Origin of the sequence: Nocardioides immobilis (assembly GCF_003515065.1) — a bacterium.
Classification (GTDB): domain Bacteria; phylum Actinomycetota; class Actinomycetes; order Propionibacteriales; family Nocardioidaceae; genus Nocardioides; species Nocardioides immobilis.
On record NZ_QXGH01000009.1, the window covers coordinates 145,493 to 160,182 of the forward strand.

Sequence of the window (14,690 nt, forward strand, 5' to 3'; positions counted from 1 at the left end):
AAGGCCAACACGCGGAGCAAACTCGCGCCGATCCTCAGTGGCGGCGAGACCTAACTGGCGCTAGTGTCACTTTTCTGTGCGTGCGGCGCAGCTTCCCGCCCGAGAGGCCGATCACCCGATGTCAACGACGACGCCCAGCCCTTACTACGCCCCCGCGCTGGTGATCAGCGAGTGCCAGATCGGCATCCTCGATGCGGAGCGCTCGGTCTCCTCCGGGCTGGCCGAGCAGGCCGCGGAGCGCAGCATCGTCGGGCGCATCGCCGAGCTCGCCGAGCTCTTCCGCGAGCGCGGGCTGCCGGTCGTGCACTGCATCATCGAGCACCGCCCCGACCAGGCGGGGATGCTCCGCAATTCCTATCTCGGCACCATGGCGCTGCGCTCGCGCAGCATGACGGCCGGCACTCCCGACGTGGAGATCCCGGCCGTGCTCGGCCCCCTGCCCGGCGACTTCGTGAGCAGTCGGGCGACCGGCCTGACGGCCTTCTACGGAACCGACCTGGATGCCACCCTGCGCCTCAACCGCGTGCGCACCTTGGTCCTCGCGGGAGTGTCGACGAACGTCGCCCTCCCGGGGCTCGCCCTCGAGGCCGTCAACAGGGGATATGACGTGGTGCTGGCCGAGGACTGCACCGCCGGCTCCTCCGCCGAGGCCCACGAGTTCTTCGTCCGCAACCAGCTCACCCTGCTCGCCCGCGGGGCCAGCGCGGCAGATGTCGCCGCGCGCCTTCCTCAGGCCAGCAGCCCGCGCAGCTGAGCGGTGACCGCCTCGAGTCCGTCGCGTGAGCAGATGGCCGCGACGTACCGGTCAGGACGCAGCACGATCACGTCGTCTCCGGGCCGGCGCAGGATCCAGTCACGGAAGCCGCCATCGACGTCCTCGACCTGGAGGTTGTCGCCGCCGGTCACCACGCTCGGACGCTTGCGGCGCTCCCCCGGCTCCGGACCTGCGCGGCCACGAGGCGCAAGCACGTGGACGAACAGGGCACCCGACGCACGCCACCACGCCGCCGACGCAGGACTGAGCAGCGTCTCGGGATCGACGTGCAGTCCGATCACAGCGAACGAGGTGCCGAGGGCCTCGTCCAACTTGACCCGCCTCCCGTCGATCAGTTCGACGTCGGGCTGCCCGAACATCGTGCCCACCGGCGCACCCTTCACCTCGCCGGCGTAGGACACGACCGCGCCCCTTACATAGCGCGGCATCGGCTTGTACTTCATCTGCAGGATGTAGTCCCGGGCGCCCGGCACCTTCTGTGCACCACGGAAGGCGAGGTCACGGAAGCGCTCGGTCACGCCGTTGTACGGCGAGTACAGCTCCCCCATCCGGGTGGCGAACTGGACCATCGTGCGGGCGTGCTCGCGCCGTTCGGTGTCATAGCTGTCCAGAAGCTGTTCGCCGCCATGGCCGCCGAGCACGAAGGCGAGCTTCCACGCCAGGTTGGTGGCGTCGCGAATGCCGGAGTTCATGCCCTGGCCGAAGAACGGCGGCTGCAGATGCGCGGCATCGCCGGCGAGGAACACCCGCCGATCGCGGAAGCGCTCGGCAGTGCGCGAGTGGTGCCAATAGACGGTGCTCCGCAGCACTCGAGGCTGGGACCCGGCCGGATAGCGGGGCGCGATCAGCTCCTCGAGCACGCGCGTGGGGTCGGTCAGCGTCTCCTCGTCGTCACCGGGTAACAGCTTGAACTCGAACCGCCGGTGGCCGTAGGGCAGCGGCACCATCAGGACCGGACGTTGCGGATCGCAGTAGACCGCGGAGTATGGCGCATCCAGATCGTCCTCGACGACGTCGACGACCAGCCACTTCTGCGGCGCGGTGCTCCCGATCATCTCGATCCCCGCGAGGCGCCGCACCGTGCTGCGCCCGCCGTCGGTCCCGACCAGATAGCGCGCCCTGATCACGGAGCTGGTCCAGCTGGCGTCCTCGACCATGGCACGGACGCCCTCCGTGTCCTGCTCGTAGCCGGTGAGCGTGGCACCGAGTCGCAGGTCGACGCTCGCGCTCTCGTCCAACCGCTCCCGCAGGGTCGCCTCGAAGAGCGGCTGGAGGAAGTTGTTGCGCCGCGGCCAGCCGAACGGTCGGACAGTCGGCTCGACGTGAGCAATCAAGCGGCCCCACGAGGTGTAGTAGCGGATCGGCGTGTTCTGGGTGATGTCCTCGAGCAGCCGCTCGACCACCCCGATGCTCTGGTAGGTCCGCAGCGACTCGTCGTCGATCCCCACCGCCCGCGGGTGCGGATAGATGTCGGGCTCGGCGTCGAGCACGATCGCTCGCACACCCCACAGCGCCAGCAGGTTCGCCAGCGTGATCCCGCACGGCCCCGCCCCGACGACCAGCACGTCGGTGGCGGAGACCTCAGTCATCGGACCCGCTCAGGAGACGTCCGCCTCGGCGGCCTGGTCACCGTTGATGGAGAAACCACCGTCCACGGTCACCAGAGTCCCCGTGGCGAAGGCAGCCTCATCGGAGGCGAGCCAGGTGGCGGCGTACGCGATGTCCATCGGGTTGCCGATCCGGGTGAGGCGCCCGCCACCGGTGTGCACGCCGGCGTCGCCGCGCGACGCGACCACACGGCCGACCACGATGCAGTTAGCGCGAATGCCGTCGACGCTGCCCTCGGCCGCAAGCGAGCGGGTCAGGCTGTTGACCCCGCCCTTGGCCGCGGCGTAGGCACTGAAGCCCTTGAAGCCGGCCAGCGACTGCCCCGAGGAGATGTTGATGATCGAGGCACCCTGCGCGGCCGCGAGATGCGGCCAGGCGTACTTGCTCGACCAGAACACGTTGCCGGTCAGGGTGCCGAGCATGATCGCGTCCCACTCCTCGGTGGAGTAGTCGTGCAGCGGCTTGATCGTCGTCGCGACGGCCCCGGTGGGCGCGGCGTTGTTGACCAGCGTCGTCAGGGAGCCGAAGCGAGCGACCGTCGCCTCGACGACGTTGCGGATGCTCTCCTCCGAGGTGACGTCGAGCTCGAAGAACTCGGCCTCTCCCCCGATCTCACGTATCCGCGCGACGACCTTCTCGCCGCGCTCCACCGTGCGCCCGGTGACCGCCACATTCGCCCCCTCGGAGGCGAAGTGTTCGGCCATCGAGCGACCGATGCCACGCGTCGATCCAGAGATCAACGCAACCTTGCCGTCCAGCCTGTTGCCCACGGCCATGTCCCTTCGTCCCGCCGGCGCGGGTCCGTGTGGGTGCTGCGACCGCCCCTCAGAGGGAGGCGCGCACGTTCTCCATCGCCGCGAGTCGGCGACGGACCATCTCGAGTGAGTCGGCGGTGCGCTGATCGGGGACCGAGCTCTCCAGCTCGGCCACCCGCCGCCGTGCGGACTCGATCTCCTCGTCGAGACGCTCGCCGGCCTCGTCGCGGGTCAGCAGGTCCTGGTCGATCCAGTCGGGGGCGTCGATGTCCTTGTCAGCCACGACGGTGCCTCAGAGCCGCGGGAAGTTGTAAAGCTTGCGGGCGTTGAGCTCGACGATCTTATGCGCCTCGTCGTCCGGCACGTCGGCCAGGAGCTTCGCAGCGTAGGTGCGGCTGTTGGGCCAGTTGGAGTCCGAGTGCGGGTAGTCGCACTCCCACAGGATGTTGTCGAGGCCGATCTGGTGACGCCGCGCGATGCCCTCGAAGTCGTCGATGTAGCAGCCGTACATGTGCTCGCGAAAGAGGTCGGACGGGCGGACCTCCTTGTTGACGTTCTGATACCAGCGGTGGCGCTCCCAGGTGAGGTCGATGCGCTCCAGCAGGTATGGCATCCAGCCGATGCCGCCCTCGGAGAGCGCGACCTTGAGCTGGGGGAACTTGTAGAAGACCGGCGAGAAGAGCAGGTCGGCGGTGGCGTCCATCGAGTTGGTGCCGAAGAGCGCGATCATGACGGCCATCGGCGCCTCGGGAGAGGTGATCGGCGGCTTGCCGGACGAGCCGAAGTGCATGCACAGCGGCATCCGGGTCTCTTCGGCCGCACGGAAGACCGGGTCCCAGTGGTCGGTGTAGAAAGACGGCAGGCCGAGGCTCACGGTGTTCTCGGGGAAGGTGATCGCCTTGGCGCCCTTGGCTGCGCAGCGGTAGATCTCCTTGGCCGCGAGCTGGGGGTCCCACAACGGCAGGATGATCATCGGGATGATCCGGTCGGGAGCGTAGGCGGCCCACTCATCGAGGATGAAGTCGTTCCAGGCCTGCACCGAGAGCAGCGCGAGCTCACTGTCGGCGTGCTCCAGGAAGGCAGTGCCGGCGAAGCGCGGGAACGACGGGAAGCACATCGCGGCCTGGACGCCGTCGATGTCCATGTCGGCGATGCGGGCCTTGATGTCGTAACAGCCCGGAAGCATGTCGGAGTAGCGAGTCGGGTCCATGCCGTACTCCTGCGGCTTCTTGCCCGCGACGGCGTTGAGGCCGATGTTGGGGTAGATCCTCCCCTCGTAGCTCCATACCTCGGCGAGGCGGGGGGCCTTCGCGGGCTGGCCCTCCTTGCCGTTGCGGGAGGCGTCGAGCAGCGCCGCCGAGAGCCCCTCGTCGCCGTGGCTCTTGCTCATGTCCATCTCGATGATGTGCGGACCTTGCTCGAGGAACTTCTTGGGCAGCCGATCTGTCCAGAGGTTCTTCGGCTCGATCACGTGATCGTCGACGGAGATGAGCTGCATGTGATCCTGGAGCGGCATAGCGCCTCCTCGATGAGGTCGGGGGCAGCCCCTGGCGCAGCTGTCGCAGTACGCGTCAGATCTAGGGGCTTCTGACGCCTCGTACATTAGTGATCGCGATCACAGCGGTCAAGAGTCTCGCCTGAATCCGACACCCGGGACCGCGCGCGACCCAGCAACGCCTTCATGGCCCATCGCTTGCTCTGACAGCGTGTTCACGTTGGAATGTCCGGCCGTGGCGGCCGGATCAAGCGCGGAGCCCGGCCCCCTCGAAAGCCGCCTCGATCCGGCGATGCCGCGCCCTGACGGAGTCGAGGGTCTCCGGATGCGTGACCAGATAGAGGTCGCGGCGGGCGATGCCCGCCAGCACCATCTCGGCGACGACGTCGGCATCCAGCACCCCGGGCCGATCCGGCAGCACCCGCTCAGGTCGCGCGGACGTCGAGTCTGCTCCAGGTCGATTCCGCTCACTCTCGCCACAGATTGACGTCGAGGACCCAGGCGAAGTCCTCCTCGCTCAACTCCTCGAAGGGCGCGATCCGGGCCACGCCGGCGTTGTTGACGACCACATCGACGCGGCCGTGCAGACGGATCACCTCGTCGGCCAGTCGCCGGACGGCGAAGGCACTGCTGACGTCCGTGACCACTCCGGTCGCCCCGAGTTCCTCGGCCGCCGAGTCGAGTGCGCCGTGCTCGACGTCGGCGATCACGACCTCGGCACCCTCGCGGCGGAAGACCTGCGCCACGGCGTACCCGATGCCGGAGGCGCCGCCGGTGACGACCGCGACCTTTTCGGCCAGCGCGTCGCCCATCAGTGCCCCTGGAGGCCGCGCAGCACGAAGGCGCCAATGGCATCGATCTCGTCGCGCGTGGGCGCGGTGCTGTTCCAGAGATAGCGACGCATGGCGCCGAGGACGAGGTCGGAGACACAGTCGGCGCTCACTCGGTCGCCGCCGAGCGCCGCGACGGGCTCGACGAGGAGGGCGCTGACCGGCGCGAGCACCTCCGCCTGGCTGGCACCCTCGACCGCACCCGCCTGGTGGAGGTATCCCAGTACCGACCGACTGGTCTCGGCCGCGTCGACGGAGCTGACCTGCCGCAGGACCATGCGGACCCAGACGAGGATCTGCTCGCGCGGGTCCTCCGACTCGGCCATCCGCCCCCGGGTCGTCTCGACGACCCGGAGGACCCCGCGCTCGAGCACGGCCAGGATCAGCTCGTCCTTGTTGCCGAACGTCCGATAGAGCGTCTGGTTGGAGATGCCGGCAGCCGCGACGATCTCCGAGACCGGCGGGATCGCAGGAGCCGACCTCTCGATCAGCCCCAGCGTGATCGCCAGGATCCGATCGACCTCTCCCGCCGCCGTACGCCGCTGGCGCTCGAGGCGGCGTTCGGCAGCTCGCGCCGCACGCTCGCCTGGTGCCGGGGCAGTGGTCGGTGATATACCGTTCTTCATCGAGAGTAATCCGATTCTGTTCTGAGGAGAGCGATGACTTCCGGCAACCATGAGACCACAGGCCCGGGGAGCAAAGCCACCACGACATCCCCGTTCGATCTGTTCAGCCTCCAGGGCAATGTCGCGCTGGTCACCGGCGGCAGTCGCGGCCTGGGTCGCGAGATGAGCCTGGCCTTCGCGCAGGCCGGCGCCGACGTGATCGTCACCAGCCGCAAGCTGAAGAACTGCGAGGAGGTCGTCGCCGAGATCGAGGAGACCACCGGCCGCTCCGGGCTCGCGTACGGCTGCCACCTCGGCCGCTGGGACGAGATCGAGGGCCTGGTCGACGCCGCGTACGAGCGCTTCGGCAGGGTCGACGTGCTCGTCAACAACGCCGGCATGTCGCCGCTCTACGACAAGGTCACCGACGTCACCGAGAAGATGTACGACAGCGTCCTCAACCTCAACCTCAAGGGGCCTTTCCGGCTCACCCAGCTGGTCGGGACGCGGATGAAGGAGCAGGGCTCCGGCAGCATCATCAACGTCAGCAGCACCGGATCGCTGCGCCCGATGGGCTCGATCGTCCCCTACGCCGCCGCGAAGAGCGGCCTGAACGCGATGACGGAAGGATTCGCGCAACTGCTCGGCCCCGAGGTGCGCGTCAACACGCTGATGCCCGGGCAGTACCTCACCGACGTGTCAGCCGCGTGGGACATGGAGCACGCCAACAGGATGTCTGCTCGGCTGCACCTCAAACGCGTGGGCAACCCACCCGAGATCGTCGGGGCCGCGCTGTTCCTTGCCAGTACCGCGTCGAGCTACACCTCGGGCACGATCGTCCGCTCGGACGGCGGCATCCCGTAAGGGCACGTCATGCAGAAGGGGTGGCGATTCAGCGCATCATCAAGGTGCCGCCGTCGACGGGGAAAACCTGGCCCGTCATGAAGCCGGCCCCCTCCCCCGACAGGAAGGCGAGCACCGGCACGAAGTCGCGGTCGACGTCGCCCAGCTTGCCGCCCAGCGGCACTGCGGTCGCCATGTACGCGTCGTGCGCGACAAGCTGCTCCGGCGTCATCGAGGCCCGGGTCTTGTCGTACATCGGCGTCCAGATCGCCGGTGCGATCGCGTTGACCGTGATGGCGTGCTTCGCCCACTCCTGCGCCACGGTGCGGGTCCACGCGACGACGGCACCCTTGCTGGCGGAGTAGGCGGCCTTGTTCTTCAACCCCTGGACTCCGGCCGCCGACGCGAAGTTGATGATCCGCCCGCCGTGCTCCTTGAGGTGCCCGAAGGCCGTCTGATTGGTGACGAAGGTGCCGGTGGCGTTGATCCGGAGTACGCGGTCCCAGGTCACGAGATCGATGTCCTCCGCAGCGCCGCCAGGGGCGATGCCCGCAGCATGGATGAGGACGTCGAGTCCGCCGAGTTGCTCGACGGCCGATGCGAAGGCCCGAGCCGTTGCATCCGAGTCGGCGACGTCGCAGGCGATGAAGCCGGCGCCCGCGTCCGCGGCGATGCCTGCCCCTGGATCGTCGACGATGTCCATCGAGACAACCTTGGCGCCCAGTGCCGGGAACGCCCGGACCAGGCCCGCGCCCATGCCACTCGCACCGCCGGTGATGATCACCCGGCGGCCGTCGAGACGCTCGGTCATCGGGCCGCGACTCCCAGCTTCTCGCGGGCCGCGGCCAACTTGGACGGGATGTGATCGGTGGGCCAGAGACCGTCGGTGGCGGTGTATCCCTTGAGGACGGCGCGGGCGACCTGGCGCAGATGCACCTCGGTCGGGCCGTCGACGAGCCCCATCACCGGCGCCGTGATCCACATCTTCGCGAGCGGCGTGTCCTGGGTGACCCCCAGCGCGCCGTGCACCTGGATCGAGCGCTGGACTATGTCGTGCAGCACCTTGGGCGTTAGGAACTTAATCGCGCTGATGTCCTTGCGGCACTGCGAGTAGTCCTGGGTCTTGTCGATCAGCCACGCGGTGCGGAGCACGAACAGACGGAACTGCGCGAGCTGGGCGTACGACTCGGCGATGAACGTCTGCACCGTCTCGCGGGCGGCGAGCGTGCGACCGCGCGTCACGCGGCTCAGGGCCCGCTCGCACATCATGTCGAGCGCGCGCTGAGCGACCCCGACGGTGCGCATCGCGTGGTGGACGCGACCACCGCCTAGCCGCACCTGCGCGACCTGAAAGGCCTTGCCCTCGGCGCCCAGCAGTGCCGTGGCCGGGACCCGCACGTTGTCGTAGTGGATGTAGCCCTCCGAGCCCTCTTCGGCCGGCTCGTGGATGAGGGCGAGGCTGCGCTCGATGGTGATGCCCTGAGTGTCGGATGGCACCAGGAACATGGACATGCCGTCATGCGGACCGGCATCCTTGTCGGTGTAGGCCATCACGATGAAGAACGTCGCGTAGCGGGCGTTGGAGGAGAAGAACTTCCACCCGTTGATGACCCAGTCGTCACCGTCGCGGACGGCGGTGGTCTCGAAGCCGGAAATGTCGGCGCCACCCTGCGGCTCGGTCATCGAGTAGCACGAGAAGATCTCGCCGTTGAGCAGCGGCTGGAGGTAGGTCTCCTTCTGCTCGGGCGTGCCGAAGTGGGCGATGATCTCGGCATTGCCCGTGTCCGGAGCCTGGGTGCCGAAGATGACCGGAGCCCAGGTCGAGCGACCCAGGATCTCGTTGAGCAGCGCGAGCTTGAGCTGGCCGTAGCCCTGACCGCCGAGCTCCGGCTCGAGGTGGCAGGCCCACAGACCCTGCTCGCGGACCTGCTGCTTGAGCGGGTCGACGATGCGGCGGTGCTCGTCGTCGAGCGGCTTGTAGTTGTCGTGCGGCCAGACCAGGTCGAGCGGCTCGACCTCGCGGCGGACGAACTCGTCCACCCAGTCCAGCTTCTTCTGGAATTCCGGATCGGTCTCGAAGTCCCAGGTCATGGGGTCTACTCCTCGGTTGGGGCGTGGATGATCAGCGGAGCGGGGTCGTGCGCGACAGGGATGCGGCGAACTCCATCAGCTCCAGGACGATGGGGCCGAAGCGGGCGACCCGCTCGTCGGCCTCGCCCTTGGCATGGCGGGCGACGCTGGCCTCGAGCACGACGGCGAGCTTGAAGCGGGCCAGGATGACGTAGTAGTCGATCTGCGACACGTCGCGGCCGCTGACCTTGGCGTAGTGCTCAAGCATGTCGTCGCGCGACGGCATGCCGTCGTAGTTGAGATATCGTGCGTACTTCATCGCGTCGCCCTCCGGCGGCCAGCCGACCAGCACCCAGCCCAGGTCGAGGAGCGGGTCGCCGATGGTGGCCATCTCCCAGTCGATGATTGCGGCCAGCTCCGCGGGAGCACCGTGGCGATACATCACGTTGGCGAACTGGTAGTCGCCGTGCATGATGCCCGGCTCGAACGTCATGGGCGTGTGGTCGCGCAGCCAGCGCGCGGTCTCGTCCAGACCCCGGATGTCGCGGAACCTGTACGCCGACAGGTGGGACAGCCATCGATCGACCTGTCGCTCCAGGAAGCCCTCGGGCTTGCCGAAGCCCTCGAGGCCCTGTGCCTTCCAGTCGACGCGGGCCATCTTGGCGGCGCCGTCCGCGAGTTGGATCGCCAGCCCGCTGCGCGCCTCAAGATCGGTGTCGAACGGTGCGACCCAGCCGCCGCCCATCGGGCTCCAGCCGTCGACCAGATCCATCATGTAGAACGGCGCGCCGATCACGTCCAGGTCGTCGCTCGCGCCACGGAACGCCGCGTGTGGGACGCCCGTGCCACTCAGCGCCTTGAGCAGGCGGGCCTCCCGCATGAGGACCTTCGCGCTGCCCTCGATGCCGTAGCCCGGCGGCCGGCGAAGGGCCATTGACGCCCCGCCCCGAGTGATTGCATAGAGCTCGTTCTGAGAGCCGCCCGACAGTGCCGTGGCCTCGGCCACCTCACCCTCGCCCGGCAGACCCTCGGCGTCCATCCACCTGCTGAGTGATTCGATGTCCATGCCTGGAAATGTAGTTACCCTGTGCGCAGAATGCAATTACTCTAGGAAATGATCTGGGCCGAATCGAACGGAGAACACCATGGCGACCCTCCAGCCTGAGGCGACGATGGTCGCTGCTCGCATCCACCGGACCGGCTCTCCCGAGGCGGTGCAGCTGGACACCGTCCCCCGGCCGAGCCCCGGCCTGGACGAGCTGCTCGTCGCCGTACACGCCGCTGCAGTGAACTTCCCCGACACGCTGATAATCGAGGGGCGCTACCAGACCCCGACCCCGCTCCCCTTCGTCCCGGGCCACGAGGCCGCTGGAGTGGTGTGCGCGGTCGGCGAGCAGGTCACGGGGTGGGCCGTCGGGGATCGGGCGGCGGTGCTCGCGCCCGGCGCCTTCGCGGAGTACGTAATGGCGCCGGCGTGTGCGGCCGTACCGGTGCCGCCCCCGGTCACCTTCGCGGAAGCAGCAGCGACGTGGGTGTGTCACCTGACGGCGTACCACGCCTTGCGATCGGTCGCCGAGGTGAACCCTGGCGAGACGGTGCTCGTGCTCGGCGCCGGCGGCGGGCTGGGACTGGCCGCCGTCGAGCTGGCCACGCTGATGGGCGCCACCGTCGTCGCGGCCGCCTCGACGCCCGACAAGCTGGCCGCGGCCGGCTCGCGCGGCGCCACCCATCTCGTCGACTACTCCGACGGCGGGCTCCGGGCGGACTTGCGGGCGGCCGTCGGTGCCGGCGCGGTCGACGTGGTGCTCGACCCTGTCGGGGGCACGCTCGCCGAGGAGGCCCTGCGCGAGATGCGCTGGGGTGGGCGGTTCGTGACGCTCGGCTATGCGAGCGACGAGATCCCCCGCATCCCGCTCAATCTGGTGCTGCTCAAAGGGGTGACGATCAAGGGACTGGAGGTGCGCACGTTCGCCCAGCGCGACCCCGAGCGGGCCGCACGCGATCGGGCGGAGTTCACGGATCTGTGGGCCAGTGGCAGGGTCCACCCGCTGATCGGCGCGACCTTCCCGCTCAGCCGGGCGCGCGAGGCACTGACCTTCGTCGCCGAGCGCCGAGCCGTCGGCAAGACGGTGATCGCCGTCCGGCCGGAGTGACCTCGACCGGACGGATCAAACCAATCAGGCGAGGTGCAGCAGCATGCAGCCCGCCTCGGGGCCACCACCGACTCCGACCGCGGCGAGCTCGACGTCCTTGGCGATCTGACGGTCGCCGGCCTGACGCCACAGCTGGACGCACGCCTCGTGCACGAAGCCGTAGCCGTGCAGACGCCCAGCGGAGAGCTGACCACCGTGGGGGTTGATCGGCAGCCGACCCTCGAGGCGGTAGTTGTCCTCGTCGTCGAGGAACGGCCCGACCTTGCCGTGCTCGGCGAAGCCGAACGACTCGATCCACTGAATGCACAGATAGCTGAAGCCGTCGTACAACGTCGCGAAGTCGACGTCGCCCGCCGTGAACTTCGTGGTCTCCCACATCGAGGCCGTGGCGTCATGCGAGGCCATGGTCGTCAGGTCGGCGCGCTGGTCCCAGCTGTGCCGCTCATACAGCGCCGCCCCTGCAGCCTCGATGGAGATCGCCGGATTGGCGAGCCCGTCGGCCGCCTCGCGACGGGACACGATGACCGCCGTCGCCCCGTCGGCGGGGATGTCGCAGTCGTAGAGACCGAACGGCCAGGAGACCATCCGCGCGTTCAGGTAGTCGTCCATCGTCATCGGGTCGCGATAGATGGCGTTGGGGTTGAGGGCGGCGTTCTTGCGAGTGTTGATGACAAGCTTGCCGATCTGCTCGCGGGTCAGCCCGAACTCATGCATGTAGCGCTGGGCGTACATGCCGATCCAGTTGGCTGGCGAGGCCGCACCGAACGGCACCCGGAACTCCGAGTGCCCTCCCGCTCGCGCCGATTTCGTGGTCAGCGCAGCCGCGCGACCACTTGCCTGAGCGGTGGCCTCCCAGACCGAGCGGAAGCAGAGCACGTGGGTGGCCCGGCCCGACGCGACCGCGGCGGCAGCATCGAGCATGGTGCCGATCTGTCCGGAGGTCTCGACACCACTGACGTGCCACCTCGTCCGCAGCCCGAAGGCGTCGCGAATGTCATGGGTGGTGGCTCCGACGAAGCCGCCCTCGGCAGCGACCGGTCCGGGATAGCTGGCGATGCCATCGATGTCGTCGAAGGTGAGCCCGGCATGGGCGACGGCACGCTCGGCCGCCTCCAGGGCGAGGTCGACGCCGGTGCGGCCGATCCGTCGGCCGATCTGGGACTGCCCGACGCCGGTGACGACGGCGCGGTCCTCGACGAACGTCATGCGGTCACCGGCCTGAACAGCGGGAGCGCGACATCGTCCTGCTCGTCGAAGACCACCTCGACCGGCATGCCGACCTCGACCGCGGCGATGTCGACGTCCACCAGGCAGGTGGTCAGCCGGACGCCGGGCGCCTCGTCAAGCTCGACCGCGGCGACGGCGTATGGCGGCGGGAAGGCGGGGAACCAGGGGTGGTGATTGATGGAGTACGCCGCCACCGTGGCGCGCCCCGAGGCGACCTCTGGGGCGACGTCCCGGCTTCGACACTTCCAGCAGGCGCCGACCGGCGGATGGATCCACTGGCGGCAGGCCTGGCAGCGATAGATCCGCAGCTCGTTCTCGAAACCTCCCGTCCAGAACTCTCGTGAATCGGGAGTGACCTCGGGGAGCATCCGCCCCTCCGGTTGTGCCATGGGATTCCTCCGCCTGTCGTAACTGAACTATACTGTCAGATTCTCTGCCTGAGCAGACCGGCTTGTCAGGGTCACCGCCGATAACACGTCTCAGATTGCCGTGACTGCGACCACACTAGCGCATCATTTTCATGTACACTCAGTCAGAACTTGACGCGTGTACACGAGGGACTCCCGAGCAGCGGGGCCCGCGGCCAGGCGTCCTCCAGACGTTGAAAGGTGAGCATCGTGGTCGGTGTGATGAGCGGGATCCGGGTCGTCGAGGTCGCAGCGTGGACCTACGTGCCAGTGGCGGGAGCGCTGATGACGGAGTGGGGTGCTGACGTGCTCAAGATCGAGCACCCGGAGGTCGGCGACCCGCAGCGTGGCCTGGTCACCTCAGGGCTGATCCCCGCGGGGGGCGTGGCCCACATGTTCGAGCTCCCCAACCGCGGCAAGCGCAGCGTCGCTCTCGACCTGAAGTCGGAGGAGGGCCACGAACTGCTGATGAAGCTCATCGCCACCGCGGACGTGTTCCTCACCAACTTCCGCCCGTCGGCCCGCAAGAAGCTGCGCATCGACGTCGAGGACGTGCGGGCCGTCAACCCCAGCATCATCTACGCCCGCGGCTCTGCCGCCGGCCAGGAGGGACCCGATGCGGAGCGCGGCGGCTATGACCTGACCTCCTTCTGGGCCCGCACCGGCATCTCCTCCAACGTCAGCCCGGACAGCCTCGGCTACCCCGTGACCATGCCCGGCCCGGCGTTCGGTGACGTACTCGGCGGCCTCGCGCTCGCCGGCGCCGTCAGCACGGCCCTCTTCCACCGCGAGCGCACCGGCGAGGCGGTGGAGGTCGACGGCTCCCTGCTCGCCACCGGCGCGTGGGCCATGGGCGGCACGATCGCCGGCGCCTACGCCTTCAACCAGAAGGTCTATCCGAAGTCCACCCCGGACCGGGCGCCCAACCCGCTGGTCAACACCTACCGCACCGCCGACGACCGCTTCGTCACGCTGGTCATGCTCGAGTCCGACCGATTCTGGCCGGAGCTCACGACCGCGCTCGGCGTGCCGGAGCTGATCACCGACGAGCGCTTCGACAGCCACGCCAAGCGCGGCAAGAACAACGTCGAGGCCTGCGCCGCCCTGGCCGCCGCCTTCGCGGAGAAGACCTACACCGAGTGGGAGCCGATCCTCGAGACCCTCAACGGTGCCTGGGCGAAGGTCCAGCACCCGCTCGAGGTGGTCGACGACCAGCAGGTCATCGCCAACCACTACATCGCCGACCTCAGCGACGCCAGCGGCACACCGTTCAAGCTGGTCTCGGCACCGGTGCAGTTCAACGGGGCCCCCGGCGAAACGCGCCGCTCCCCCGAGCACGGCGAGCACACCGACGAGGTGCTCGAGGAGATCGGTCTCTCGATGGAGCAGATCATTGATCTCAAGGTCAGCGGCGCCATCCTCTGATGGATCTCGACCTCGGACTCCTCGTCGTCCGGCTTGCGCTCGGCCCCATGCTCGTCCTGCACGGCTGGAACAAGGTGTACGGCGGCGGCGGCGGACTGTCGGGGACGGCGGGCTGGTTCGAGGGGCTCGACTTGCGCCCCGGTTGGCTGCATGCGCGGCTCGCCGCGGCTACCGAGTTGGGTGCCGGCACCTTGATAACCCTGGGGCTGCTCACCGGCCTGACCGCGACCGCCTTCGTCGGGCTGATGCTCGTGGCGACGCTCACCGACCACCGGGGCAAGGGCTACTTCGTGTTCAAGGGCGGCTGGGAGTACACCGTGCTGGTGGCCATGGTCGCGGTCGGTCTGGCCGCGACCGGCCCCGGCGAGTGGTCGATCGACCATGCTCTCGATCTCGACCTGGCCGGCTGGGGCTGGGGGATCGTCGCCGGAGCGGGTGGCGCGCTCGCCGCGGGGGGCCTGCTGGTGGTCGGTCGTCGGCGGTGACACGATGACCGG

General features: G+C 68.6%; 17 protein-coding genes. 5 read left to right on the forward strand and 12 right to left on the reverse strand.

Going from position 1 to position 14,690, the window contains the following annotated elements; all coding sequences use genetic code 11:
* Nucleotides 1-118 precede the first annotated feature (118 nt).
* Nucleotides 119-754, forward strand: coding sequence for a cysteine hydrolase family protein (locus D0Z08_RS01620; RefSeq protein ID WP_118921987.1), 636 nt, complete (start codon nucleotides 119-121; stop codon nucleotides 752-754).
* Here the strand turns inward: D0Z08_RS01620 and D0Z08_RS01625 are convergent.
* From D0Z08_RS01625 to D0Z08_RS01650, 7 genes are all read right to left on the reverse strand, one after another.
* Nucleotides 730-2,364 (reverse strand): bifunctional 3-(3-hydroxy-phenyl)propionate/3-hydroxycinnamic acid hydroxylase, encoded by a 1,635-nt coding sequence (locus tag D0Z08_RS01625; protein ID WP_118921989.1) that lies wholly within the window; start codon nucleotides 2,362-2,364, stop codon nucleotides 730-732. The two genes, D0Z08_RS01620 and D0Z08_RS01625, sit on opposite strands and share 25 nt — an antisense overlap.
* 9 nt (nucleotides 2,365-2,373) lie before the next feature.
* Entirely contained in the window at nucleotides 2,374-3,153 is a 780-nt protein-coding gene (locus D0Z08_RS01630; protein WP_118922705.1) for an SDR family NAD(P)-dependent oxidoreductase, read from the reverse strand.
* Nucleotides 3,154-3,208: 55 nt separating this feature from the next.
* Nucleotides 3,209-3,421, reverse strand: coding sequence for a hypothetical protein (locus D0Z08_RS01635; RefSeq protein WP_118921991.1), 213 nt, complete (start codon nucleotides 3,419-3,421; stop codon nucleotides 3,209-3,211).
* Between the two features lie 9 nt (nucleotides 3,422-3,430).
* Nucleotides 3,431-4,654: an amidohydrolase family protein gene (locus D0Z08_RS01640; RefSeq protein ID WP_118921993.1), complete on the reverse strand. Its 1,224-nt coding sequence runs from the start codon at nucleotides 4,652-4,654 to the stop codon at nucleotides 3,431-3,433.
* A 226-nt stretch (nucleotides 4,655-4,880) separates the two neighbouring features.
* Nucleotides 4,881-5,033, reverse strand: a complete 153-nt coding sequence (locus tag D0Z08_RS32535; RefSeq protein WP_220453972.1) for a hypothetical protein — start codon at nucleotides 5,031-5,033, stop codon at nucleotides 4,881-4,883.
* 67 nt (nucleotides 5,034-5,100) lie between these two features.
* A complete protein-coding gene (locus D0Z08_RS32540) occupies nucleotides 5,101-5,445 on the reverse strand; it encodes an SDR family NAD(P)-dependent oxidoreductase (RefSeq protein ID WP_220453973.1) in 345 nt (114 codons plus the stop codon).
* Nucleotides 5,445-6,089 carry a TetR/AcrR family transcriptional regulator gene (locus tag D0Z08_RS01650; RefSeq protein WP_118921995.1) on the reverse strand — a complete coding sequence of 215 codons (645 nt, stop codon included), beginning with the start codon at nucleotides 6,087-6,089 and terminating at the stop codon, nucleotides 5,445-5,447. The genes D0Z08_RS32540 and D0Z08_RS01650 overlap by 1 nt, the downstream gene beginning before the upstream one ends.
* Before the next feature lie 33 nt (nucleotides 6,090-6,122).
* Between D0Z08_RS01650 and D0Z08_RS01655 the strand changes: the two genes are divergently transcribed.
* Complete coding sequence (locus D0Z08_RS01655) at nucleotides 6,123-6,932, forward strand: SDR family NAD(P)-dependent oxidoreductase (protein WP_118921997.1); 810 nt, start codon at nucleotides 6,123-6,125, stop codon at nucleotides 6,930-6,932.
* Nucleotides 6,933-6,960: 28 nt separating this feature from the next.
* Here the strand turns inward: D0Z08_RS01655 and D0Z08_RS01660 are convergent, their stop codons facing one another.
* Genes D0Z08_RS01660 through D0Z08_RS01670 form a run of 3 tightly spaced genes read right to left on the reverse strand, consistent with a single transcriptional unit; the run spans nucleotide 6,961 to nucleotide 10,047 of the window.
* The gene (locus D0Z08_RS01660; RefSeq protein WP_118921999.1) at nucleotides 6,961-7,722 is read right to left on the reverse strand and encodes an SDR family NAD(P)-dependent oxidoreductase; all 762 of its coding nucleotides are present in this window, start codon (nucleotides 7,720-7,722) and stop codon (nucleotides 6,961-6,963) included.
* Nucleotides 7,719-9,002 (reverse strand): acyl-CoA dehydrogenase family protein, encoded by a 1,284-nt coding sequence (locus D0Z08_RS01665; RefSeq protein WP_118922001.1) that lies wholly within the window; start codon nucleotides 9,000-9,002, stop codon nucleotides 7,719-7,721. Before D0Z08_RS01665 ends, D0Z08_RS01660 begins: the two co-directional genes overlap by 4 nt.
* A gap of 31 nt (nucleotides 9,003-9,033) precedes the next feature.
* Nucleotides 9,034-10,047 (reverse strand): phosphotransferase family protein, encoded by a 1,014-nt coding sequence (locus D0Z08_RS01670; protein ID WP_118922003.1) that lies wholly within the window; start codon nucleotides 10,045-10,047, stop codon nucleotides 9,034-9,036.
* 79 nt (nucleotides 10,048-10,126) lie between these two features.
* On the opposite strand from D0Z08_RS01670, the gene D0Z08_RS01675 reads away from it, so the two are divergent.
* Nucleotides 10,127-11,134, forward strand: a complete 1,008-nt coding sequence (locus D0Z08_RS01675; RefSeq protein WP_245993498.1) for an NADPH:quinone oxidoreductase family protein — start codon at nucleotides 10,127-10,129, stop codon at nucleotides 11,132-11,134.
* Nucleotides 11,135-11,158: 24 nt separating this feature from the next.
* Here the strand turns inward: D0Z08_RS01675 and D0Z08_RS01680 are convergent, their stop codons facing one another.
* Nucleotides 11,159-12,340 (reverse strand): thiolase family protein, encoded by a 1,182-nt coding sequence (locus tag D0Z08_RS01680; protein ID WP_118922005.1) that lies wholly within the window; start codon nucleotides 12,338-12,340, stop codon nucleotides 11,159-11,161.
* Complete coding sequence (locus D0Z08_RS01685) at nucleotides 12,337-12,750, reverse strand: Zn-ribbon domain-containing OB-fold protein (RefSeq protein ID WP_245993500.1); 414 nt, start codon at nucleotides 12,748-12,750, stop codon at nucleotides 12,337-12,339. Before D0Z08_RS01685 ends, D0Z08_RS01680 begins: the two co-directional genes overlap by 4 nt.
* A 219-nt stretch (nucleotides 12,751-12,969) precedes the next feature.
* Between D0Z08_RS01685 and D0Z08_RS01690 the strand changes: the two genes are divergently transcribed.
* Both D0Z08_RS01690 and D0Z08_RS01695 read left to right on the forward strand, forming a co-directional pair.
* Nucleotides 12,970-14,193, forward strand: a complete 1,224-nt coding sequence (locus tag D0Z08_RS01690; RefSeq protein WP_245993502.1) for a CaiB/BaiF CoA transferase family protein — start codon at nucleotides 12,970-12,972, stop codon at nucleotides 14,191-14,193.
* Nucleotides 14,193-14,678: a DoxX family protein gene (locus D0Z08_RS01695; RefSeq protein WP_118922009.1), complete on the forward strand. Its 486-nt coding sequence runs from the start codon at nucleotides 14,193-14,195 to the stop codon at nucleotides 14,676-14,678. Before D0Z08_RS01690 ends, D0Z08_RS01695 begins: the two co-directional genes overlap by 1 nt.
* Nucleotides 14,679-14,690: the final 12 nt, after the last annotated feature.